The following is a 22,733-nucleotide window of genomic DNA, read 5'->3' on the forward strand; positions in this document are numbered from 1 at the left end:
TCAGACTCGGTTCAGCGGCAGCATGGTGAGCGCGGACGTCGGCGCGGCGGCCCCGCGGTGGAAGCGGCCGATCGCGGTGCCGAAGACGCTCGACACCCCGGCGACGCCGACCTCGCCCAGCTGCCAGGTGTTGAGGGTCATCCGCGAGACGATCGCGCCGTCGGCGCCGGTGGCCTTCACGGCGCGGCGGAACTGGTTCCGCGCGTCGGCCCGCACGTGCGTGACGAGCCGGGTGTGCGCGTCGACTTCCATGTTCCCGGCCCACATCGTGGTCTGGTACTGCATGTTGTAGTCGAACGTGGTGTGCGCGGCGATGCCGGTCACGATGTCCGCGGGCACCCAGCCGGCCTGCATCAGCTTGCCGACGTCCTGCCCCGGCAGTTCGGTGGTGAAGACCCGGCCCGGGCGCTGTTTCGAGTCCGCGCGCACGGCCGTGCCGAGCGCGACGAACTCCTGCATGGTCTCGTCGAGCGGGGTCACGGAGAGGGTGATGCCGAGCACGCCGTCCGCGCCGATCGCCTGCGCCTCCAGCCGGAGCCGGTCGAGAGCGACGCCGTATCCCTGGCGTAGCGCGTCGGCGTACAGGCCGACCTGCTGGTTCGGGGTCATGCCGTACACCGGGGCCCAGCCGAGCCGTTCCACGATGCAGCCCATCACCTCGCCGACGGCGGTGAAGCCCACGACCTCGGCGCCGACCGCGGCCGGCACGCTCAGCAGCGAGGTGTGCAGGCCCGAAGAAGCGAACCGGTCGACGCGCGCCCGCGCGACCGGCGGCAGCCCACGGCCATCCCAGTCGGGCACTCGGACCTCCTCGCGGCCCGTGGCGGCGGGCCCTCACCGACCATCGTGGCACGACTGGAGCGCTGGTCGGAGCCGGGAAGCGGCGATCAGGGCTGTTTGTCCGGAACATCCTCCGTAATCGTGGCCGACAGTCCAGTGAGGACACGATCGAGGCCGGCTTCGAAGGCCTGCTGCAGGCGGTCGGCCGCGTGCGGCGTCTCGGCCTCGACCATCACGCGGCTGAATCGCGGGTACGCGCCGTTGTTCATGATCGCCGGGCCGTACTCGCCCTGCTGCGTCAGCCACTCGTCGTTGCTCAGCCCGGAGCGGCGGATCGCCTCCTGCTCGGCCAGCTCCGCCTGCACGTGCCCGCGGACGAACGAGAACAGCGTGCCGAGCGCCAGCAGCATGTCGTCGGTGCCGAGGCCGGTGCCGTCGAACGCGGCCAGGGTCAGCTCCGTCCAGCGCAGGCTGTACGGGCCGTGGGTCGGCCGGCCCGCCGACAGTGCGGGCAACCAGGGGTGACGCAGCGAGACCTCGCGCAGGAGGTGGGCGAAGCGTCGCAGGTCGGCGCGCCAGTCGCCGGTGGTGCGGGCGTCGGCCAGCTCGGCCATCACGGCGTCGGTCATCAGCTCGTGGACCTCGTCCTTGCGCAGCACGTAGCGGTAGAGCGACGCGACGCCGACACTCAGCTCCGCGGCGATCCGCCGCATCGAGACGGCGTCGATGCCCTCGGCGTCGGCGACGCGCACGGCCACGGCGGCGACGTCGTCGCGCCGGTACGCCGCCTTCGGGCCGCGGGCGCCCTGCTCGGGCCGCATCCAGATGACGGGGGCGGGCTGATCCATGGCAGTCATTGTCCCGCACGGGGTAGAGTCGGAGTTATTGCGAACGATGTTCTCAGTTTTGGGGGTGGGGTCATGGACTACGACGTGGTGGTGGCGGGCGCGGGTCCGGTCGGGCTGCTGCTGGCCGCCGAGCTGCGGCTGGGCGGGGCGCGGGTGCTGGTGCTGGAGCGGGACGCCGAGGTGGTGCGGCCGTGGCGGGTGGGGTCGATGGGGGCGCGGTCGGTGAACACGCCGACGGCCGCGGCCCTGCACCTGCGCGGGCTGCTGCCCGCCGTGAGCGCGGCGGCGCTGTCCTGGTTCGACCCCAAGCAGATCACGCCGGAAATGCAGGCGGAGTTCCAGGCAGCGGCGCAGGCGGCCCGGTCGGAGGTCCGGCCTCAGGACGGCTCGCCGAAGCCGCCCGATCTCCCGTTCGTCGGGCACTTCGCGGGCATCGGCGTGCGGGCCGACCGGCTCGACTTCGAGGACCCGGAGATGACCGCCGAGCTGTACGGCACCGGCGTGGTCGCGCAGCAGGACTTGGAGGACATCCTCGCCGCGCGGGCGGAGGAGCTGGGCGTGGAGATCCGGCGCGGTGCGGCCGTGACGGGGTTCGAGGCGGACGAAACCGGCGTGACGGTGGCGGCTGCCGGCACCTCCGTGCGCGCCGGCTGGCTGGTCGGCTGCGACGGCGGCCGCAGTACCGTTCGTAAGCTCTCCGGCATCGGATTCCCTGGCGTGGACGCGGTTTTCCTCGGACGACAGGCCACTGTGGACATTACTGGTTCGGACATCGAAAGCCTTGACGAGAGTGCCGGCTGGCAGCACGGCCCCGGCGGGTCGTACGTGGTCGGTGGCTGGGGTGGCGGCGATACGCGGGTGCACACCGTCGAGCCCATCGGCACCGTCCCGGACGGCGAGGTGACGGCCGAGGAGGTGCAGGCGAGCCTGCGGCGGGTCAGCGGGCTCGACGTCACCGTCACGGCCGTCCACACGGCCACGCGCTACACCGACGTGACGCGCCAGGCGGAGACCTACCGGCGCGGGCGCGTGCTGCTGGCCGGCGACGCCGCGCACGTCCACTCGCCCGCCGGCGGGCAGGGCCTGAACCTGGGCCTCGGTGACGCGTTCGGGCTCGGCTGGCGGCTGGCCGCCGTGGTCCGCGGGGACGTGCCGGCGGACCTGCTCGACAGCTACGTCGCCGAGCGGCACCCGATCGGCCGGTGGGTGCAGGAGTGGAGCATGGCGCAGACCGCGCTCAGCCTGGACCGGAGCCCGCGCGCGGACGCCCTGCGCACCGTCGTCGGCCAGCTGCTGGACACTCGCGACGGCGCGACGTTTGTGGTCAAGCGGATCGCCGGCGTGTGGCAGCACTACGACCTGCCCGGCGCGCACCCGCTGGTCGGGCACCGCGCGCCGGATCTGCCGCTGACCGACGGCAGCACCCTGGCGTCCCACTTCGCGTCCGGCCGGGCGGTGTTCCTCGACGGCGGCTTCGGCGGCGAGGTGGCCGCGCGCTGGGCGGGGCGGCTGACCGTGGTCGAGGCCCGTGCCACGGCCTTCGCGGACGTGGTGATGTCGGCCTTCGCGCGGCCCGACGGGTACGTGGCGTGGGCCGGGCCGGGCGAGGGTCTGGCCGAGGCGCTGGAGACCTGGCTCGGCCCGTCAGCCCGTGGCTAGCTCCACGCGGTTGCGGCCGGCCTGCTTGGCCCGGTAGAGCGCGGTGTCGGTGGCCACCAGCACGTCGTCGACGCCGGTGAGGTGCTCGGCGGGGTAGAGGGCGCAGCCGATGGACACGGTGACGTCGGTGATCACCGTGTCCCGGTCGGGCAGGACGACCGCGACCCGCGGGACGCGGCGGCGGATGCGGTCCGCGAGCTGGCCGAGGTGCGCCATGCTGGGCACGTTCGGCACGACGATGGCGAACTCCTCGCCGCCCCACCGGCCGCACACGTCCTGCTCGCGGATCTCGTCTCGCAGCGCGATGGCGATCTCGCGCAGCACCAGGTCGCCGGTCGGGTGACCGTAGGTGTCGTTGATCGACTTGAAGTGGTCGAGGTCGAGCAGCAGCACGCCGACGGTGCCGTGGCCCGCCCTGGCCCGCTCGAGGTACTGCTCGGCGATGGTGCGCCACCAGCGTTTGGTGGCCAGCCCGGTGGTGACGTCGGTGCGCGCGTCGCGCTGGAACTGGGTGAGCAGCAGGCCGCGGTGCAGGGCCACGAGCGCGACGACGACTCCCACGAGCACCAGCGGGTTGGCCAGCACCAGCAGCGTGGCGGTGACCAGGCCGAGGCCGATCGCGCCCGCCTCCAGGATCTGGTCGCCGAAGCCGGAGAACAGCTCGCTGATCGACCGCGGGGTGCTCGACAGCGCGATCGCGACCATCACCAGCGCCGTGTTGATCGCCCACCGCAGCACGGCGGCCAGCGCGATCACGGCGAGGTCGCCGAGGCCGGACAGGAACCCGGAATCCGGGATGCCGGGGTAGTGGTGCAGGCCGAGGCTGAGCACGAGCACGGCGGCCTGCGTGCCGCACAGCACGGTCGCGGCGGAGAAGATCCAGCGGTGCGGGAGCACGGGCCGTTCGTGCGGCCAGATCCGCCACCACGCCACCGCGTAGGTGAGCACGACCATCGCCGACGCGAGCACGGCTGGCAGCGCGATGACGGCCGCGATGCTCCACACAGCCTTGGTGTCGACGTACGCGACCGTGGGCGCCCGGTTGTACTCGCGCTGGCGCTCGATGTGCCGGGTGGCTTCGATCGCGGCGACCGCGCACACGGCGAGCACGCCGAAACGGACGAGATCCTGGTGGCGCACCGGCGCGAGCCACGCGGTGCCCACCGACGAGGCGACCGCGACGACGTTCACCACCAGCACGTAGGTGCGCACGCGGGGAGGCAACCGCCAAAGCCGCCAGCCCCTGAACCAGCTGTCCGGCCGGTCTGTTCCTCCGCGCACTCTTCACCTCACCCGGTTGGCTTTCTACCGTAAACGACGAGGCGCTTCGTGTGACGCTCGTGGCCCGGACTATGGGAGCAGCCCGGGCAAGTTCGCCCGGACAGCCCAGCGCCCGGGCGTCGCGGAGGGGAGGTGACGACTGTGCGTGACGACGATCGGCGGTAAACCCCCGGTCGACCTGGGAATCCATGGAGCAGGAAAGGAGGTGCCGACCATGCGCGACAACAACTGGACGTAGTCGCCGGTACCGACCGTGACGGAACGAGTGAGAGGAGGCGCGCTGTGCGTGACAACAACTGGACCTGCTGAGCCCGCTGACCAGCCCCGATGCGAACCGGGAGGAGGTGGCCCGATGCGTGACAACAACTGGACCCGTTGAGCCGTGCTGATCAGTCCCTGTGCGAATCGGAAGGAGGCAAGCCCGTGCGCGACAACAACTGGACCTGCTGAACCCCGTCCCGAGCGAAGGAACTGCGGCGAGGAGGTGAAAGGCGTGCGCGACAACAACTGGACCCGATGAGGCCGAGCGACCGCGTGATCACCAGATCCGGTCCGAGGAGGTGAACGAGACGACAGCCGGGTACGAGGACCGGTCAAGGGACAGCGGGTGGTGTGGTCCCGCCGAGGGGGCTTCGGCGGGACCACGCCGCGCGCGTCCAGGCTGTGGCGGCCAGCGCGGCGGCCGTCGCCCCGGCGGCCGCCGCGACGCTGACCACGGCGGTCGGCGCGAGCACCTGCGTGAGCGCGCCCGCGGCGGCGATGCCCACCCCCTGCGAAGCCCGCAGCGCCGCGATCGCGACGCCGATCACCTGGCCGCGCTGTTCCGTCGGCGCGGAGAGGCTGTATTGCACCTGCGTGATGAGGTCGTGCGCGGAGCACATGCCGGACAGCGTCCAGAGCACGACGATCGGGACCAGCCCCGGCGCCCAGCCCGTCGGCAGCAGCAGGAGGCTGGTCAGCACCGCGAGCGGGCCCAGCAGCCGCAGCTGGCGCGCCCGCGGGAGCCGGCTGATCAGCAGCGCGCCCAGCACCGTGCCGACGGGGTTCGCGACGAGCAGCCAGCCCAGCACCCCCGTCCCGCCGAGCTGGGCGGAGATCGGCACCGCCAGCCCCTCCGGGATCACGTAGAACCCGCAGCAGCAGGCGATCGCCAGCAGCGACCGCAGTTTCCGGTCCCGCGCCACGAGCCGGCAGCCCGCGACGAGCGCGGCCCACTGGGACAACCGTTGCGGCGTGGGCGAAGTCACCCGTTCCACCGGGTGCGGCCGCAGCCCCCAGCGCAGCGCGAGCGCCGAGACGGCGAACGTCAGCGCGTCCACCCACAACGCCCCCGCCACACCGAGCCACGCGACCACCGCCGCGCCCGCGCCGAAGCCGATCACGAGCGCGGCCTGGTAGGTCGAGGACAGGATCGCCTGGCCGACCGGCAGCCGGTCCTCGCCCAGCAGGTCCGGCAGCACGGCCTGGCGCGCCGCCTGGAACGGGCCCGCCGCCAGCTGGACCACCACGAGCAGCGCCGCGGCGACGGGCCACGGCAGCCCGGGGATCGCCATCACCGCGACGAGCGCGGCCCGCAGCACGTCCGCCACGACCATCACCGACCGTCGCGGATACCGGTCGGCGAGCCCGCCGAGCGCGCCACCGAGGAGGTCCGGCAGATAGGTGAGCGCGTACGTCAGCGCGGCCCAGCCGGCCGACGCCGTCCGGTCGAACACGAGCACTGTCAGTGCCACGCGGGCCAGCTGGTCGCCGGCCACGGACAGCACGTGAGCCAGCCAGAGTGCCCGGAATTCGGTCACACCGAACACATTCCGGAACGTCGGGGGAGCCGGGCTCATGTGATCAGAGTGTCCTGGCTCGGCCACGTGGAGCAACCCCCGGCAGCTCGGGTGGGTCGTCTGGACCGTCACTTCCGTGGCGTGAAAAACTTGGTGGTCGCCGTCCGTGAACGCCGCACCGAGGGGTTAGTCCGTTGACCGAGGAGAGCCGGCAAGTCGCCGGTCGCTACCAGCTCGTCGAGCTCATCGGCAGCGGCGCCATGGGCATGGTCTGGCGCGGGGAGGACAAGATCCTCGGCCGCGTGGTCGCGGTCAAGGAACTCCTCATGCCCGTGAACCAGGGTGAGGAGAAAGTCGCCGAGGCCAAGAGCCGCGCGATGCGCGAGGCCCGGATCGCCGCGCGGCTTCAGCACCCGAACGCCATTTCCGTGTTCAACGTGGTCGAGTACGAGGACCGGCCGTGGCTGATCATGGAATACCTGCCCTCGCGCAGCCTGTCGGCGAAGCTGCACGAGGACGGCGAGATGACCGTCGACGAGGTCATCCCGGTCGCCGTGCAGCTGGCCGGCGTGCTGGCCGCCGCGCACCGGGCGGGCATCGTGCACCGCGATGTCAAGCCCGGCAACATCCTGCTCGGCGAAGACGGAACGGTGAAGGTCACCGACTTCGGCATCTCCCGCGCGGTCGGCGACGTGACGCTGACCGCCACCGGCGAGATCTCCGGCACGCCCGCGTTCCTCGCGCCTGAAGCAGCGCGCGGCGAAGAGGCCACGTTCCCTTCCGACGTTTTCGCGCTCGGCGCCACGCTGTACATGGCGGTGGAGGGCGTGCCGCCGTTCGGCACCGCCGACAACGCGATCGCGTTGCTGTACCGCGTGTCCAGCGGCGAGATCACCCCGCCGAAGCAGGCCGGGCGGCTCGAACCGCTGCTGCTGAAGCTGCTCGAACTCAAGCCGGAGGACCGGCCGTCGATGGCGGAGGTTCTGGTCGAGCTGCGCAACCTCGACGGCGGCGTCACCCCGGTCGCGACGATCCCCGAGCCGCTGACGCTGCCCCGGACCAAGCCCGTCGCGGTCGCGACCCCGGCGGTCGGCGCTGCCTCGGCTGAGGCTGCTGTCCCGGCTTTGGCTTCGGCTTCGGCTGAGGCGGCTCCGACCACGCCGGCCCCTCCGGGGGACCCGAGCGTGGACCGAAGACGCCGCTCGATGCTCCTCGCCGGGATCGGCGCGCTGCTCGTGGTGGTCGCGGTCGTGGTGATCGTGCTCGTCAACCGCAACAGCAGCACCGGCAACACCGCGGGCGGTTCGCCGTCAAGCTCCCAGCCGCCTGCTTCTTCCCCAGCTCCGAGCCCCTCCGCGACGCCTTCGACGCCGCCCAGTTCGCCTTCGACGCCCCCGACGTCCTCCAGCCCGCCGACCTCGTCCAGCGTGGCCCCGCCGCAGAACACCGTGCAGGCGCTGGAGAACTACTTCGGCCTGCTCCCGGGGAACACCGACACGGGGTTCACGTTGCTGTCAAAGGGCTTCCTCGCCAAGCGGAAGCAGACCTTGGAGAGCTACAAGAGCTACTGGAAGCTGTACAGCGAGGTCACGGTGGCGAACGTTCAGCAGACCGGGCCCGAAACGCTGAGCGCGGATGTCACCTACGTCAAGCCCGGCGGCAGTAGCGTGACCAACCACCACACCTACCGGATGGTGCAGGAAGACGGCGTCTGGAAGATCGACACCGAGTCCTGAGTCTCAGCGCAGCAGCAGTTCGATCGCCCCGGCCGCGTCGCCGACCACGTGGTCCGGGGCGCCGTCGTCTTCGAGCCAGCGGCGCCCGCGGTCGACCCACACCGTGTGCAGGCCCGCGGCGCGGCCGCCGGTGATGTCCGCCGCGGCGGAGTCGCCGACCATCCAGCCGCCCTTGAGCGGAACCTCGCAGCGGCCGGCCGCGATCTCGAACAGCCGCCGGTCGGGTTTGCCGAAGCCCTCGTGCGCGGAGATCGCCCAGCCGTCGACCTGCCCCGCGAGGCCCGTGCAGACGAGGGTCGCCAGCTGTTGCGCGGCGTCGCCGTTGGTGACCACGCCGATCCGCCAGCCCGCGGCGCGCAGCCGGGGCAGCCCGCCGCGCACGCCCGGCGCCACGGGGATCAGCGCGGGATGCCGTTCGTGGAAGTCTTCGAGGAGCTCCGGCACCGTCTCGTGCAGCGCGAACCGTTCGCGGACCGCGGTGAAGAACGCTTCCCTCGGCTCGAGGCCGTCACGGTCGGCGGCCACCAGCCACTTGGCGTCCTCGCCGCCGAGCCGGTGTTCCGCGCAGAACTCCCAGGCCCACCGGCGAACGCCTTCCGCCCGGTCGACGAGGGTGTTGTCGAGGTCGAACAGCACCAGCCGCACGGGAAGAACCCTAGGCAGACTCCCCGTCGCCCCGCACGCTGACCAGCCATGAACGACCCGGCCGGCGCACTGTGGCGTCCGTGCGGGCGAATGGTGTTACCCCGGACAGAGCTGCGGTGCGGTGCCGTACCGGTCTTCCTGTGGGCCTCGTGGAACGGCGCGGGGAACTCCGCACCCGCACTTTCGGCTCTTCTTAGGCCGTTCGGGTGGCGTGAAGCCCGTTTTTGTCGGTGTCCGATGCGAACATATGTTCGTGACGAGCGAAGGCCCCATCCTCCACGCCGACCTCGACGCGTTCTACGCGTCGGTCGAGCAGCGCGACGATCCCCGGCTCCGTGGCCGCCCGGTGATCGTCGGCGGCGGCGTGGTGCTGGCGGCGAGTTATGAGGCAAAGGCGTGCGGCGTGCGCACCGCGATGGGCGGGGCGCAGGCCCGGCGGCTGTGCCCGCAGGCCGTGGTGGTGCCGCCGCGGATGTCGGTCTACAGCGCGGCGAGCAAGGCCGTGTTCGAGGTCTTCCGGGACACCACGCCGGTGGTGGAGGGGCTGTCGATCGACGAGGCGTTCCTGGACGTCGGCGGGTTGCTGCGGATCGCGGGCACTCCGTCGCGCATCGCGGCGCGGCTGCGCTCGGAGGTGCTGGGCGCGGTCGGCCTGCCGATCACGGTGGGCGTCGCGCGGACGAAGTTCCTCGCGAAGGTCGCGAGCGGCGTCGCGAAGCCGGACGGGCTGCTGGTGGTGCCGCACGACCGTGAGCTGGAGTTCCTGCACCCGCTGCCGGTGGAGCGGTTGTGGGGCGTGGGGAAGGTGACGTCGGCGAAGCTGCGGGACCGGGGTATCCGCACGGTGCGCCAGGTGGCGGCGATGCCGGAGGTGGACCTGGTCTCGTTGCTGGGCCGCGGTCCGGGGCTGCACCTGCACGCGCTGGCCCGCAACCGCGATCCCCGCCCGGTCCAGCCGGGCCGCCGCCGTCGTTCGATGGGCTCCCAGCGCGCGCTCGGCCGTCGCCCCCGCACGATGGCGGAGCTGGACGAGATCCTGGTGGCCACCGTGGACCGCCTCACCCGCCGCCTGCGCACGGCGAAGCGCGTCTGCCGCACGGTCGTCCTGCGCATGCGCTTCGCGGACTTCGGCCGCGCCACGCGCTCACGGACGTTGGTGGAGGCGACCGACCACACGGAGACCATCTTGGCCGCAGCCCGCCGGCTGCTGTACGAGTCGCAGTCACTGGTGTACGACCGGGGGCTGACGTTGATCGGGCTGTCGCTGTCCAATTTGGACGGTGACGGGTCGGTGCAGCTGGTGCTCCCGTTCGGTGCGGGGGACGGGGACACGCTGGACACGACACTGGACGTGGTGCGGGACCGGTTCGGTGCTGGGGCGGTCACCCGGGCGGCGTTGCTGGGGGTCGAGGCGGGGGTGGAGGTGCCGTTGTTGCCGGAGTGAGTGCTTGGTCGCTGGGTTGGGCTTGGTGCCGGATTGGGTTTGGCGCCGGGCCGGTGCTTGGTGCCGGGCTGGGTTTGCCGCCGGGCTGAGGTCGGGGTTGGGTGGACTCGGGTGCCGGGTGCCGGGTGCCGGGTGCCGGGTGCCGGGTGCCGGGTGCCGGGTGCCGGGTGCCGGGTGCCGGGTGCCGGGTGCCGGGTGCCGGGTGCCGGGTGCCGGGTGCCGGGGTGGAAGGCCTGGTGCTGAGTGGAGGGCTGGGTGCCGGGCTAAGCCGGGTGCGGGGCGGAGGGCTGGGTGGGTGTCGGGCTGGGTGCGGGGTGTCAGACAGAGGGCCGGGTGGGAGCGGAGGGTACCGGGCTGGGTGCTGGGTCGAGCCTCGATACCGGGCTGTCTGCGCACCCGGTGGAACGGAATGGCGATCATGGCAGTCGAAGTCCTGTCAGTCGGGAGTCCGGCAGGCTGAACCTTGGTCGCCGGGAGCGGTGTTCGCCTGACCACTGTTGACCCTGACCGGTGTTCGCCTGCCCAGTGACATCCCGAGTTCCGGAAGGACTGCGGCCTGCCTTGCTGAACGTGCACTTCACCGAAGCGGACCTGGGAAAGGTGGCCGTCGCGGAGGACGCCGACCCGATGTGGGAGCTGTTGATGAGCAGCTATCGGATCCGGCGTCCCGAGGGGGAGCCCTTTTTCGGGCGGTGGCGGCGGGGGTCGCGCTCGGCGATTCCTGACTCGGGGCGGTTGCTGATGTCCGCTGTTCCGCCGTACGGGTACTGCCCGGACTTCCTCACGCCGCCGGAGGCCCGCACCGTCGGCGACGGGATCTCGGCGGTGCTCGAAACGCCCGAGCGGGTCCTGGCCGCCGACGTCGCCGAGTTGGTTGCGCAGGGCACCCGCGTCCCGCCGTGGCTGCTTGGCCTCGCGGGTGGGGAAACGCGCGAGTTGCGCCGGCTGGGCACTGCGCTGCACGACTACTACCAGCAGTGCGTCGCCCCGCATTGGGTGACGGTGCGCGGCGCCGTCGCCCGTGAACGACGGCGCCTGCAGTCGTGCCTTGACCTCGGCGGGCCCCAGTTGCTCCTGTCGACGCTCCACCCCGACGTCACCTGGAGCCCGCCGGTGCTGCGGGTGCGCTTCCCGATCGAGCAGGAACTCCACCTGAACGGCCGGGGGCTGCGGGTGCTCCCGACGTTCTTCGCCCACGGAATGCCGACGACGTACAAGGATCCGGGGCGCCCGCCGGTGCTGGCCTGCTCGATCAGCCACACCAGCCTCCACAGCGACGCCGAGCCCGGCCCGTCGCTGGCCGCGCTGCTCGGACCGACCCGCGCCCGGGTCCTCACCGCGATCGCGATCGGCCGGTGCAACACCAGCGCCCTGGCCGAACTGACCGGCACCCGCCTCTCCACCGCGAGCCAGCACGCGTCGGTCCTGCGCTCCAGCGGGCTGATCGTCAGCACCCGCTCCGGCAAATCCCAGGTCCACGAGATCACCCCGCTGGGACTCGGCCTGATCCAGGCGGGCTAGGGCCGGCTTCTACGACACCGGCGAGCAGCTGTCAAGGGGTGCTTCGACCTTTCAGCCGAGCTTGAAACCAGGATTCGATCCGCGCTCAGCAGGTAAGCGGATGGCAAGCTCTGCTCAGCGCGAGTGAGGAATTCGCAGCTATCGAGATCACATACTGCTATTTCCGGAGTTGAAAGCATGAAGAAAATGACAGTGATCGGTGCGGTCGTCGCGAGCGCGGCCCTGTCGATCGCGGCCGCCGGAACGGCCTCCGCCTACGCCCCCATCCTCAGCGGGAACACCGAGCTGGTCCTCTTCGGCAGCGGCACTCACGTGAGCTCGGCCACGGTCCACAGCATCCCGGACCTCCAGGGGCCGGCCGAGTACGAATTCATCTACAGCGCAACGACTTCACCCACGAAGACGTTCACGATGATCTGCGGCGGCAGCTCGACCGGTGGCAGCTGCTCGCACAAGTTCTCGGTCAACGCCACCTACGCCAAGGGCATCGGCATCAAGAGCTGCGGCCAGATCAAGCGGGTTTCCTCCGGACAGACCTACGGAACCCCCTGTAAGAAGTGGTGACAATTCACCTGGCGTGAAACCGCCGGGACGTCGTTCGATAACAACCGGACGACGTCCCGGTCACGGTATGGGCCGAACGGCGGCGCTGACGGGGTCCGGCCGGGTCTGGGGGTCCGGCCGGGCCCGCACCACACCGTGGCCCACGACGCTGGGCTGTTCCTCCTCGATGTCGCGGTCCGGGTGACCCCGCCGAAACACGCTGTAACGAATCGTGGATCTCTGACGACGGATGGGCAGCTGTCCTTTTTCCGCACCGTCCCACAAAGTCAGAGCGGTATCCCCCGAAAGAAACAGGGATAACATGAATCTGCGAAGACGCCGGCGAAGTATCACAATTCTGTCCATGGTGGCGGCCTCGGTCGCGCTGGTGCTCGTGACGCCGGGGGCGGCCCTGGCCGACACCCCGACCAGCGCGATCACCGTGAGCCAGACGGCGCTGCAGCGCGGCGCGACCTTCACGGTCACCGAGACCATCTACAACCCCGAGAACTTCACCGTCACCGGGGCCAAGCCCGCGCTCTACGGCAAGGAAGCGGCGATCACCGACGTCGCCGACATCGTCTCCTGCACCGTGCCCTGCGGCGCGCTGGGCAGCAGCTACCGCGCCGTCGTCGGGGACCTCGCCCCGCTGCAGAGCGCCACCGTCACGTTCACGCTCAAGGTCAAGGACACCGCCCCGCTCGGTACTTTGACGCTGCAGCACCAGTTCGTCGGTGACAACTACGCGTTCGACACCATCGACGGCGCCGCGCTCACCATCTCGCAGGCGGCCGGCGCGGCCGACGTCGGCTTGACGCTCGCCGCCTCGCCGGCCGGCGTGCTGACCTCGCAGCTCACCTACACGATCACCGCGGCCAACCACGGCCCGGACGCGGCCACCGGCGTCAAGCTCCAGGCAACTCTGCCGTCCGGCCTGGTGTTCTCGAAATCCTCGGCCTGCACGGCATCCGGGCGCACGGTGACCTGCACCATCGCGTCGATCCCGTCCGGCGCCTCGGCCAAGGCGAGCTTCACCACCAGCGCCGGGCTGCTCACCATCGGCAGCTTCACCACCACGGCCCAGCGCCAGCAGAGTTCACCCGCCGACTCGAACGTCGTCAACGACAAGGCTTCGCGTACCTGCGGTGCCATCACCAGCCTGCTCCTGAGCTGCTGACGGCATTGGGGCATGCGCCCCAATGCGGCATTGGTTGCGTTGGACGCACCCAATGTGGCGTTCGGTGCGTCCAACGCACCGAACGCCACATTGGGGCGCATCGACGGACCCCGCGGGCGGCCAAGACAGTTATTGCTCCGAGGTGACGAGTGCGCCGGAAACTAGTGAGCGCAACCGTTCCAGCGCCGGCCGCGCGGTCGGCGCCCCGGGCCGGTCGCGCGCCGAGCGGAGGTCGCTCAGCCGGGAAAGCCCTGCGACGACCACGTCCAGCGGCGGCCCGCTCGCGGTGATCTCCGTCAGCCGGTCGGCTGGCGCCTTTTCCGCCGGGACCACGAGGAACGGCTTGACGAGCCGGTGGTGGTGATAGGTGTAGGCGGCGCCGTGCGCGCGGCAGACGGCGAGGAACAGCTCGGCGTTCTGTCGCAGCTGCGGACCGGCCCCCGATTCCGCCTCGCGCAGGAACTTGGCCAGCAGTGACTCCTCGTCGACCACGGCGCGCAGCAGCACCTGGTCCTCGGGCGCGACGTAGGCGTACTTCTCCGCGATCACGTTCTGGTAGAAGGGATCCCGCGCGTCGCAGAGGCCGAGCAGCAGGTCGATCTCGTTGATCGCGGAGAAGTCGCCGGCGTTGGCCCCGCGGTACTCGACCGCGCCGACCCGGTGCGACTTGAAGTACGGCCGGATGTTGAAGAAGAACCGCTCGACGTCCAGCGTCTTGCCGAGGGTCTGGTCGAACTGCAGCACGTCTTCCAGCGCGGACAGCGCCGTTTCCAGCAGGTACGTCGTCAGCGGATTCGAGACACCCATGGGCGGAACGCGGCGGAGCGCGTCGGCGGCCCGTTGGTAGGCGAGCACGGCAAGCCCGTTGTTCGTCAGGAAAACGGCTTCGTCCTCCAGCGACGTGAAAGTCTGGTACCGGTCCCGCACCGCCGGGTTGTACAGCGCTTGGTGCGCGAAGACGAATCGCGGCGCCACGCCCAGGGCCGAGCCCAGCAGCTGGGCCAGTGACCAGGCGGGCTCGACCGGACCGGCGGACTCGTGCCGGCGACAGGCGGCGAGATAAAAGCCCACCATGCCGAGCAGCTGGTACTTTTCCCGGGCGCCAACCGGTAACGGTCCCGCGGCGGAAACCGCGCCGATCAGCTGGCCGCCTTCGATCGCCACGGACTGTTTGATTTTCTCCAATTCGGGCCGGTGGTGGACGATTTCCCGCCGCTCGGCGAAATACGCTTCCTCGAGCACGGTGTTGTACTCGACGAACTCGTTCCTGATCCACCGGTCGAGCCGGTCCACCGCAGTCGTGCCCGTTGTAGTCCCCACAGTCGTCACCGCTCCGACTCTAATCGAGTCCTACAGTGCCGTTTGTACTAATCCGACGGCAGCCACGGCGGAAACGGGTTTCTACGAGCAGGTCGGCTGCAGCCCGTGTCCGCCTACTTTCGGTCGGATTAGTACAGCCGGTCCAGCCCGTCGAGCACGCGGTCCAGCACCACCGTGCGGGCCTCCGAGTCGTACGTGCCGACCGGCTGGTGCGCGCGCAGCAGGTCTTCCGCCAGCAGGTCCTCGACGAGCGTGCGGGTGGTGCCGAGTGGCAGGCCCAGGTGGGCGGACAGCTCCACCACGGACATCGTGGACGCGCACAGCTCGCACACCCGCGCGTACTGCTCCCACAGCAGCCGCCGCAGCCGGTAGCCGAGATCGGTGGTCGAGACCAATGTTTCCAGTGCGAGCTGGTGCGCGCTCCGCGGCGGGATGTGGTCGGGCGCGTACGGGCGGACCGACGGCGGTTCGCCGGGGTCGGCCATCCGGTGGCGTCCCGACGGCGACCCGCGGCCGGGGACCTCCGGCTCGGTCACGGCGCCACCTCCTCGGGCTCAGGAGGGCAGTACAGCACCGTGCTCACACCCGTGCCAAGCGCGTACCGCGAAACCCGTCCGAAGTGGACCCGAAAACACTTGCGGCCGGGACGAACGGGAAGAATCCCCGTCCGTGCCCGGCCGTGTCAAGGACAAACTCAGGCGGCCTTCACGGCCCCCTTGTGGCCGCCGCGCAGGTCCAGTTCGATCTGCTCCAGCGTGCGGCCCTTGGTCTCCGGGACCAGCCACTTGGTGAGGGCGAACAGCACGACGTTGATGGCCGCGAACAGGAACATCGAGCCGCCGATGCCGAGCGCGCCCGGGTCGGAGATGATCGGGAAGATCGCGCTGATGATGCCGGTCGCGGCCCACAGCACCACGCTGCTGATGCCCATGCCCGCGGAGCGGACCTTGAGCGGGAACACCTCGGCCATCATCACCCAGACCACGGCGCCCCAGCCCAGCTCGTAGCCCACCAGGTAGAGCACCATCGCGACGAGCATCAGGATGCCCTTCGTGTTGGTGTCGTGAACCAGGTAGACGACCAGCCCGGCCGCGATCAGCGTGACGACCATGATCACGTTGCCGATCAGCAGCAGCGGCTTGCGGCCCCAGCGGTCGACGACGAAGACCACCCACGCGGTGAACAGGAATTTGGTGACGCCCAGCAGCACCCCGGACAGCAGCGCCGCCTGCGTGGCGAAGCCGAGGCCGATCAGCATGGTCGGGAAGTACGCGTTCACCGCGTTGACACCGCTGAACTGCTGGCCGATGGCGAGCAGCAGCCCGACCACGAGCATCGGCCGGACCATCGGCGTGAGCAGGTCGCGGAACCGGGTCTTCGAGCTCTCGGCGTCGAGCCGGATGACCTCGCGGATGGTGCCGATCTCTTCGTCCACGTTCACCGAGTTGCCGTGGGAGCTGATCAGGACGGACCGGGCCGCGTCCTCCTGGCCCTTGGCCACCAGCCAGCGCGGCGTCTCGGGCAGGAAGATCAAGCCCACCAGCAGGATCACGGCGGGCACGACGGCGCCTGCGAACATCAGCCGCCAGTTGCCGGACGGGCCGAGGCCGTAACTGACCAGGAACGCGATCAGGATGCCGAGCACGATGAAGATCTGGTTCAGCGCGCCCATCGCGCCGCGCAGCCGGGCCGGCGCCAGCTCCGACAGGTAGGTCGGCACGGTGGACGAGGAGAATCCGATGCCGACGCCGATCACCAGCCGCGAGACGATGAGCAGGGCGAAGGTCGGGGAAACGCTCGCCGCCACCGTGCCGATGATGACGATGACCGCGGCCACCATGATCGTGCGGCGCCGGCCGAGCTTTTCGTTGACGCGTGAGGAGAAGATCGCGCCGACGATCGCGCCGACGGACAGGCTGGCGGTGATCACGCCCTTGTCCCACCCGGTCAGGCTCCAGGCCTTGCCGATGAACGGCAGCACACCCGAAATGACACCGAGGTCGTATCCGAACAGGATGCCGCCGAGGGCACCGAAGAAGTACAACGTGGTCCTGTTGATGGGCCGCCGCGCCGCGGCTGTCTGTGTCATAACCGAGCCGTCTCTTTTCTGGGGCTGGCCGGCCGGTCCGGTTCAGCTGGGGGCGGCCAGCGGAGCGGGATCGGGCGGGTGGGTCTGATGGCCGGTGATCCGGGCTTCGGCGCGCGCCGGAGTTTTCACAGCGCAGGGCTGCGAAACGGCTGGTTCCCCCGCCTGCGACGCCTTTCCTCGTCGCGGGCCGTTCAGCCGTTTTAACCGTCGGCGCGATCCGATGAACTTCGCCGTACACAGTCACACGCTGCCTACCGGCGGGCAATACACCGGCTGATAACTATTCAGTCACGTGACTAGCGTTCACATATGTGGATGAAGTAACGGGAGGATTTCCCAGGTCAGCGGGGGGTTAACGGACAATCCGGGTTTCCGGGAACCGTGGTTACCAGGCCTTCGTCGTACGGTCGTCTTGCGGTCAGGCTGGGGGAGGAGCGCGATGAGCGCCGGTTTCGAGGTGGTTCCCGCGTCGGTGGGCGAGTCGGCGGGCCGGGCGCACCGGGCCGCCGCGGCGGTGCGGCCGGTGGACCTCGCGGGGGCGCTGTCCGGCGTGGCCGCGGGCCTGCCCGGCGGCACGAGTGTCCCGGCGGCGGCGCGGCTGTCCGACGTCTGGGGCGAGGCCGTGCCGAAGTGGGCGTCGGACACCGAGGCGTACGGGGGCCAGCTCGACGAAGCCGCCCGCGGTTATCGCGGTACCGAGGACCGGGCCGGCGCCGACGTCCAGGCGGCGGCGCGATGATCACCTGGGGAGACGTGCGGCGCTGGGACGCCGCCGCGCTCGGCGGGGTGGCCGACGCACTCAACGATCGGTGCACCCGTCTCGTCGCGGTGGACGAAGACGTCGAGGGTATGGCGAAGTTCGACGGCTGGACCGGTGACGCCGCCACGGCTGCCACCGCGCGTGGCACGGCACTGACCACCGCGCTGGAGCAGCGCGTCGCCGAGGCTTCGGCCGTGCGGCGCGGCGCGCACGAGGTGCAGGCGGCGGTCGAGCGGCTGAGCGCGTACGTCCGGGACACCGACGATCTGGCCGCCCACAACGGTTTCACCATCGACGACGACGGCTGGCTCACCGCCGTGCCCGGTCCGCCGGTGCCGTCCGACGTCGCCGCCGCCCGGCAGCGCGCGCAGGGGGAGCTGACCGACCGGGTCGAGCAGATCCTGCGCCAGGCCACGGATGTCGACGCGGACTTCGCGGCCATCCTCACCCGCGCCGCGAACGGTGAGATCACCGACCAGGGCGCGACTTCGCTCGCGCAGGCCGCCGACGCGGGCTCGGCGCAGAGCGGACTGTCGACGCAGGGCCCGCCGCCAGGCGGCACCCCGGGTGACAACCGCGCGTGGTGGGACAGCCTGCCGGACGCCACGCAGGCCACGATCCTGCGGGACAACCCGGACCTCGTGCGTAACCTCGACGGCATCCCGGTGACCGACCGTGACGCGGCCAATCGTGGTGTCCTGCAACGGGAAATGGCCCGGCTGCAAGGGGATCCGAGCGAAGCCGCGAAGGCGAAGCTGCGTGGCCTCGACGCCATCCGGACCCGGCTCGACGCGGCGGGGCCCGGCCTGCCGCAGGCGTACCTCGTCGGCCTGGACACCAGCGGCGACGGCAAGGCGATCGTCGCGGCCGGCAATCCGGACACCTCGGTGAACGTCGCCACCTCCGTGCCCGGCACCGGCAGCGAACTGGCCAAGATCGGCGGCGACCTCAACCGCTCCGACAAGATGTGGCAGTCGGCGACGACGGCGGGCTCGCCGTCGACCTCGGTCGTCACCTGGTTCGGCTACGACGCGCCGAACGAGCTGTGGGACGCGGCCAGCGAGAAGTACGCGGACAACGGGAAAGCCGCGTTGTCCGGGTTCGAAGACGGCCTGCGCGCCTCGCACGAGGGGCCGCCGTCGCACAACACCGTGGTGGGCCACAGCTACGGCACCACGGTGGTCGGCCACGCCGCGCGCGACGGCGGGCTGAACGCGGACGACATCATCTTCGTCGCCAGCCCCGGCGTCGGCGTCGACCACGCGAACCAGCTGCACCTCGACGGTGTCAGCCAGGACGATGTCGGGCAGCACGTGCACTCCACTGTCGCCGAGCACGACATGATCAAGCTGTCCAACCTCGGTATCCCGGGCCACGACGTCGCGCTGGGCCCGTCGCCGACCGGCTCCGACTTCGGCGGGCAGGTGTTCGCGTCGGCGCCCGGTACGAAAGGGCCCTGGTACGAGGGCGGGCTGAGCGGCGCCGCGCACAGTCAATACTGGGAGGACAACAATCCCTCGCTGCGCAGCTTCGGCCGCATCATCGCGGGGAAGCCGGCGTGAGCGGCCGCCGTCCTGACCACCGTCGCCCGCTCCCCGGAGGTGGAGCCATGAACCCCACGATCACCGAGCACCAGGCCCACGACCTCGTCGAGGACTACATCCGCGCGGCCTTCGCGGCGCTGCCGGCCGCGGCCGGGCGGACGCTGTTCTCGCAGAACCGGTCCGAGTGCGCCGACCCGACCGACGACGGCCCGGCCGGGCGTTACGAGATCTCGGCGACCTACGAGGTGACCGGCCTGGACCCGGCGGCGTTCGGCGAGCACTTCGACGCGGTCGTCGCCTGGTGGTCGGGGCACGGCTTCACGGTGCTCGCCGACAACCGGCCCGCGGACCAGTATGTGTTCGCGCGTAACGAAGCTGACGGCTTCGACATGTCGATCCAGGCGAACGACCTCGGCAAGCTCTACCTCGGGGCGACCTCGCCGTGCGTCTGGCCGGACGGGGAGCCGCCCGCGCCTGAGCCTGAGCCCGCGCTCCCGGTCGAGCCGGAGCCGGTCGCGAAACCGCGCCCGCGCCGCGAAGCCGTGGACGACGAGGACTTCGGCGACACGAACTGGTCGGACGGCGGCACGGCTTACTGACCCGGTCTCCAGGCCCGTAAAATGGACCAGCAGGTCCAAGCCCGGAGGAGGCCCCGATGACCGGCACGCTCACCCGCAAGGGAGCCGCGACGCGGCAGCGCATCGTCGAGGGCGCGGCCGCGGTGATCCAGGAGCGCGGGGTGCTCGACACGACCCTGGACGACGTGCGGGAGCGCACGGGCACCAGCAAGAGCCAGCTGTTCCACTACTTCCCGGACGGCAAGGAGCAGCTACTGCTGGCCGTCGCCGGCTTCGAGGCCGGCCGGGTGATCAGCACGCAGCAGCCGCACCTGGGCCGGCTCCACACGTGGGCCGACTGGCGGGCGTGGCGCGACACCGTGGTCGCGCATTACACGGAGCGGGGGCAGCACTGCCCGCTGAACGTGGTGATGTCGCAGATCGGCCGCAACACCCCGGGCGCGCAGGCCGTGGTGACGCAGCTGATGGACCGGTGGCTGGCGGAACTGGTCGCGGGCATCCGGCACCTGCAGGCGGCCGGCGAGATCCCGGCGTCGACGGACCCGGCGCGTGCCGCGTCGGCGCTGCTGGCCGGTGTGCAGGGCGGGGTGATCATGCTGCTGTCGACGGGCGACACCGGCTTCCTGGAAGCCGCGCTGGACGTGGGGATCGAGAACCTGCGGGGGTAACGCTCGCGGGTGGCTGGGTCGAAAGCCGTCAAGGCCTCCTTACCTGCGTCCGACGCGGGTAAGGAGGCCTTGACGGACTTTGCCCGACGGGCCGGCCCATCGACCGAAGTCGGTGAGCCGGCCCTGCGCGACCCGGTTTACCCGGGGTCCGGGACGAGACTCAGGCGTTCTTGATCGCCGAGATCTCGAACTCGAGGGTGATCTTGTCGGACACCAGCACGCCGCCGGTTTCGAGAGCGGCGTTGAAGCTGATGCCGTAGTCGCTGCGCTGGATCGCGGTCGAGCCCTCGAAGCCGACGCGCTCGTTGCCGTACGGGTCCTTGGCCGAGCCTTCGAACTCGAACGGGATGGTGACGGACTTGGTGACGTCCTTGATGGTCAGGTCGCCGGTCACGTCGAAGCTGGTCTCGCCGGTCTGGGTGACGCCGGTGGACGTGAAGGTGATCTGCGGGTACTGCTCGATGGCCAGGAAGTCGTTGGTGCGCAGGTGGCCGTCGCGGTCCGCGTTGCGGGTGTCGATGCTCTTGGTCTCGATGGTGATCCGGGCGCTCGACTTCGACGGCTCGTCACCGTCGACGGTGAAGCTGCCGACGAACTCGTTGAAGGAGCCGCGCACCTTCGTCACCATCGCGTGGCGGGCGACGAAGCCGATGCGGGAGTGGGAGCCGTCGATGATGTATTCGCCGGTGTGCTGCGGGTAGGTGGTCGCGCTGGTCATGAACTTCTTCTTCCTCCGGGGTCGGCCCCCAGATTGTTGAGGGCTCAACAAAGGACTGTAGACCACAATAACTGATTGCGCGAGCAAGCGTCGGGTAAACTGCCCGGATGGTGGACACCAGCCCTCTGACCAGCGAAGAGCAGGCGGTGTGGCGGCCGCTGACCCGGATCATCACCGTGCTGCCGCGGGCGCTCGAGGACCAGTTCGTGAACGACACCGGCGTGTCGATGACCGACTACACGGTGCTCGTCTCGCTGTCCGAAGCCCCCGACGGCTGGCTGCGCCTCACGGACCTGGCGAAGGCCGCGGCCCTGTCGCTGAGCCGGATCAGCCGGGTGATCGACAGCCTGGTCAAGCGCGGGTTCGTCGAGAAGTCCCGGTGCGCGAGCGACGGCCGCGCCGCCAACGCCACCCTCACCGAGCTGGGCCACGCCAAGCTGGACGAGGCGTACCCGGGCCACCTCGCGCGGGTGCGGGCGTACCTGTTCGACCACCTCACGCCCGGCGAGGTCGCCGCCGCGGGCCCGATCCTCGCGCGGCTCGCCGCGGCGCTCGAATCCCCGGATCGGAACGCGCCGCAGCCCGGCTAGCCCTGTCCCACCGACGTCGAACGAAAGCAGAGCCATGACCGGCGAGTTCAAGCGTGACCAGAACTACCTCTCCGACCGCATCACCGCGGACGGCCGCGACGGCTGGCCCGTCGAGGCGGGCCGCTACCGGCTGGTGATCGCGCGCGCCTGCCCGTGGGCCAACCGCGCGGCCATCGTCCGCCGCCTGCTGGGCCTGGAGGACGCGCTGTCGCTCGGGCTCTGCGGCCCGACGCACGACGAGCGGAGCTGGACCTTCGACCTCGACCCCGGCGGCCGCGACCCCGTGCTGGGCATCGAGCGGCTGCAGGAGGCGTTTTTCCGGCGCGATCCCGAATATCCGCGCGGCATCACCGTTCCCGCGATCGTCGACGTGCCCAGCGGCCAGCTGGTGACCAACGACTACAAGCAGCTGACGCTCGACCTTTCCGGCGAATGGCGGAAGTACCACCGCGAAGGCGCGCCCGAGCTGTACCCCGAGCCGTTGCGCGACGAGATCGACGACGTCTCGGAGAAGGTGTTCGGCGACGTCAACAACGGCGTCTACAAAGCCGGCTTCGCCACGACCCAGGAGGCGTACGAGGAGGCTTACCGCGCGCTGTTCGCCCGGCTCGACTGGCTCTCCGATCGGCTCGCCGGGCAGCGTTACCTGGTGGGCGACACGATCACCGAGGCCGACGTCCGCCTGTTCACCACGCTGGTGCGGTTCGACTCCGTCTACCACGGCCACTTCAAGTGCAACCGGCAGAAGCTGACCGAGCTGCCGGTGCTCTGGGCGTACTCGCGTGACCTGTTCCAGACGCCGGGCTTCGGCGACACGATCGACTTCGGCCAGATCAAGGAGCACTACTACGTGGTGCACCGCTCGGTGAACCCGACGGGGATCGTGCCGCTCGGCCCGGACCCGTCGGGCTGGCTCACCGCGCACGGCCGCGAGGAACTGGGCGGCCGCCCGTTCGGTGACGGCACCCCGCCCGGCCCGCCGCCCGCGGGGGAGCGGGTGCCAGACCTGGCGGGGTAGCCGGCGGGGGCTAGCGCGGCCAGCTGGTCGAGGCTC

Annotated in this window: 21 protein-coding genes; 12 read left to right on the forward strand and 9 right to left on the reverse strand. The window is 70.7% G+C overall.

Features of this window, described 5'->3' with window-relative positions; all coding sequences use genetic code 11:
• On the reverse strand, positions 1 to 801 hold the full coding sequence (locus tag OG943_RS44095; protein ID WP_328606801.1) for a heavy metal-binding domain-containing protein: 801 nt from the start codon (positions 799 to 801) through the stop codon (positions 1 to 3).
• Between the two features lie 86 nt (positions 802 to 887).
• Positions 888 to 1,628 carry a TetR/AcrR family transcriptional regulator gene (locus OG943_RS44100; RefSeq protein ID WP_328606802.1) on the reverse strand — a complete coding sequence of 247 codons (741 nt, stop codon included), beginning with the start codon at positions 1,626 to 1,628 and terminating at the stop codon, positions 888 to 890.
• A gap of 72 nt (positions 1,629 to 1,700) precedes the next feature.
• Between OG943_RS44100 and OG943_RS44105 the strand changes: the two genes are divergently transcribed.
• Complete coding sequence (locus OG943_RS44105; protein WP_328606803.1) at positions 1,701 to 3,287, forward strand: FAD-dependent monooxygenase; 1,587 nt, start codon at positions 1,701 to 1,703, stop codon at positions 3,285 to 3,287.
• Here OG943_RS44105 and OG943_RS44110 read toward each other — a convergent pair.
• Both OG943_RS44110 and OG943_RS44115 read right to left on the reverse strand, forming a co-directional pair.
• Positions 3,273 to 4,499, reverse strand: a complete 1,227-nt coding sequence (locus OG943_RS44110; RefSeq protein WP_328606804.1) for a GGDEF domain-containing protein — start codon at positions 4,497 to 4,499, stop codon at positions 3,273 to 3,275. The two genes, OG943_RS44105 and OG943_RS44110, sit on opposite strands and share 15 nt — an antisense overlap.
• 662 nt (positions 4,500 to 5,161) lie before the next feature.
• Positions 5,162 to 6,406 carry an MFS transporter gene (locus OG943_RS44115; protein ID WP_442874658.1) on the reverse strand — a complete coding sequence of 415 codons (1,245 nt, stop codon included), beginning with the start codon at positions 6,404 to 6,406 and terminating at the stop codon, positions 5,162 to 5,164.
• Between the two features lie 134 nt (positions 6,407 to 6,540).
• Here OG943_RS44115 and OG943_RS44120 point away from each other — a divergent pair, with 134 nt between their 5' ends.
• Positions 6,541 to 8,082 carry a serine/threonine-protein kinase gene (locus OG943_RS44120; protein ID WP_328606806.1) on the forward strand — a complete coding sequence of 514 codons (1,542 nt, stop codon included), beginning with the start codon at positions 6,541 to 6,543 and terminating at the stop codon, positions 8,080 to 8,082.
• 3 nt (positions 8,083 to 8,085) lie between these two features.
• Here the strand turns inward: OG943_RS44120 and OG943_RS44125 are convergent, their stop codons facing one another.
• A complete protein-coding gene (locus OG943_RS44125) occupies positions 8,086 to 8,727 on the reverse strand; it encodes an HAD family hydrolase (protein ID WP_328606807.1) in 642 nt (213 codons plus the stop codon).
• 247 nt (positions 8,728 to 8,974) lie between these two features.
• Between OG943_RS44125 and dinB the strand changes: the two genes are divergently transcribed.
• The 4 genes from dinB (at position 8,975) to OG943_RS44145 (ending at position 13,412) form a co-directional block, all read left to right on the forward strand.
• Positions 8,975 to 10,171 carry a DNA polymerase IV gene (gene dinB, locus OG943_RS44130; protein WP_328606808.1) on the forward strand — a complete coding sequence of 399 codons (1,197 nt, stop codon included), beginning with the start codon at positions 8,975 to 8,977 and terminating at the stop codon, positions 10,169 to 10,171.
• A gap of 570 nt (positions 10,172 to 10,741) precedes the next feature.
• A complete protein-coding gene (locus OG943_RS44135; protein ID WP_328612336.1) occupies positions 10,742 to 11,692 on the forward strand; it encodes an ArsR/SmtB family transcription factor in 951 nt (316 codons plus the stop codon).
• Between the two features lie 186 nt (positions 11,693 to 11,878).
• Positions 11,879 to 12,256: a hypothetical protein gene (locus OG943_RS44140; RefSeq protein WP_328606809.1), complete on the forward strand. Its 378-nt coding sequence runs from the start codon at positions 11,879 to 11,881 to the stop codon at positions 12,254 to 12,256.
• A 343-nt stretch (positions 12,257 to 12,599) separates the two neighbouring features.
• Positions 12,600 to 13,412: a hypothetical protein gene (locus OG943_RS44145; RefSeq protein ID WP_328606810.1), complete on the forward strand. Its 813-nt coding sequence runs from the start codon at positions 12,600 to 12,602 to the stop codon at positions 13,410 to 13,412.
• Between the two features lie 129 nt (positions 13,413 to 13,541).
• On the opposite strand, the gene OG943_RS44150 is transcribed toward OG943_RS44145, so the two are convergent.
• From OG943_RS44150 to OG943_RS44160, 3 genes are all read right to left on the reverse strand, one after another.
• On the reverse strand, positions 13,542 to 14,741 hold the full coding sequence (locus OG943_RS44150) for a monodechloroaminopyrrolnitrin synthase PrnB family protein (RefSeq protein ID WP_328606811.1): 1,200 nt from the start codon (positions 14,739 to 14,741) through the stop codon (positions 13,542 to 13,544).
• A gap of 119 nt (positions 14,742 to 14,860) precedes the next feature.
• The gene (locus OG943_RS44155) at positions 14,861 to 15,268 is read right to left on the reverse strand and encodes a DUF742 domain-containing protein (RefSeq protein ID WP_328606812.1); all 408 of its coding nucleotides are present in this window, start codon (positions 15,266 to 15,268) and stop codon (positions 14,861 to 14,863) included.
• A gap of 158 nt (positions 15,269 to 15,426) precedes the next feature.
• Positions 15,427 to 16,821 carry a sugar porter family MFS transporter gene (locus tag OG943_RS44160; RefSeq protein ID WP_328606813.1) on the reverse strand — a complete coding sequence of 465 codons (1,395 nt, stop codon included), beginning with the start codon at positions 16,819 to 16,821 and terminating at the stop codon, positions 15,427 to 15,429.
• Between the two features lie 439 nt (positions 16,822 to 17,260).
• Here OG943_RS44160 and OG943_RS44165 point away from each other — a divergent pair, with 439 nt between their 5' ends.
• From OG943_RS44165 to OG943_RS44180, 4 genes are read left to right on the forward strand one after another with little or no spacing between them, the layout of a single operon-like run.
• Positions 17,261 to 17,560 (forward strand): hypothetical protein, encoded by a 300-nt coding sequence (locus OG943_RS44165; RefSeq protein ID WP_328606814.1) that lies wholly within the window; start codon positions 17,261 to 17,263, stop codon positions 17,558 to 17,560.
• Positions 17,557 to 19,143 (forward strand): alpha/beta hydrolase, encoded by a 1,587-nt coding sequence (locus OG943_RS44170; RefSeq protein WP_328606815.1) that lies wholly within the window; start codon positions 17,557 to 17,559, stop codon positions 19,141 to 19,143. The genes OG943_RS44165 and OG943_RS44170 overlap by 4 nt, the downstream gene beginning before the upstream one ends.
• Positions 19,144 to 19,190: 47 nt before the next feature.
• On the forward strand, positions 19,191 to 19,724 hold the full coding sequence (locus OG943_RS44175) for a hypothetical protein (protein ID WP_328606816.1): 534 nt from the start codon (positions 19,191 to 19,193) through the stop codon (positions 19,722 to 19,724).
• Between the two features lie 56 nt (positions 19,725 to 19,780).
• Positions 19,781 to 20,371, forward strand: a complete 591-nt coding sequence (locus tag OG943_RS44180; RefSeq protein WP_328606817.1) for a TetR/AcrR family transcriptional regulator — start codon at positions 19,781 to 19,783, stop codon at positions 20,369 to 20,371.
• A gap of 160 nt (positions 20,372 to 20,531) precedes the next feature.
• Here the strand turns inward: OG943_RS44180 and OG943_RS44185 are convergent, their stop codons facing one another.
• Positions 20,532 to 21,089 (reverse strand): YceI family protein, encoded by a 558-nt coding sequence (locus tag OG943_RS44185; protein WP_328606818.1) that lies wholly within the window; start codon positions 21,087 to 21,089, stop codon positions 20,532 to 20,534.
• 107 nt (positions 21,090 to 21,196) lie between these two features.
• Between OG943_RS44185 and OG943_RS44190 the strand changes: the two genes are divergently transcribed.
• Positions 21,197 to 21,679, forward strand: a complete 483-nt coding sequence (locus OG943_RS44190) for a MarR family winged helix-turn-helix transcriptional regulator (RefSeq protein WP_328606819.1) — start codon at positions 21,197 to 21,199, stop codon at positions 21,677 to 21,679.
• A 34-nt stretch (positions 21,680 to 21,713) separates the two neighbouring features.
• Positions 21,714 to 22,697, forward strand: coding sequence for a glutathione S-transferase family protein (locus OG943_RS44195; RefSeq protein ID WP_328606820.1), 984 nt, complete (start codon positions 21,714 to 21,716; stop codon positions 22,695 to 22,697).
• The last annotated feature ends 36 nt before the right edge of the window (positions 22,698 to 22,733 follow it).

The sequence above is a fragment of the Amycolatopsis sp. NBC_00345 genome, assembly GCF_036116635.1.
Classification (GTDB): Bacteria; Actinomycetota; Actinomycetes; order Mycobacteriales; family Pseudonocardiaceae; genus Amycolatopsis.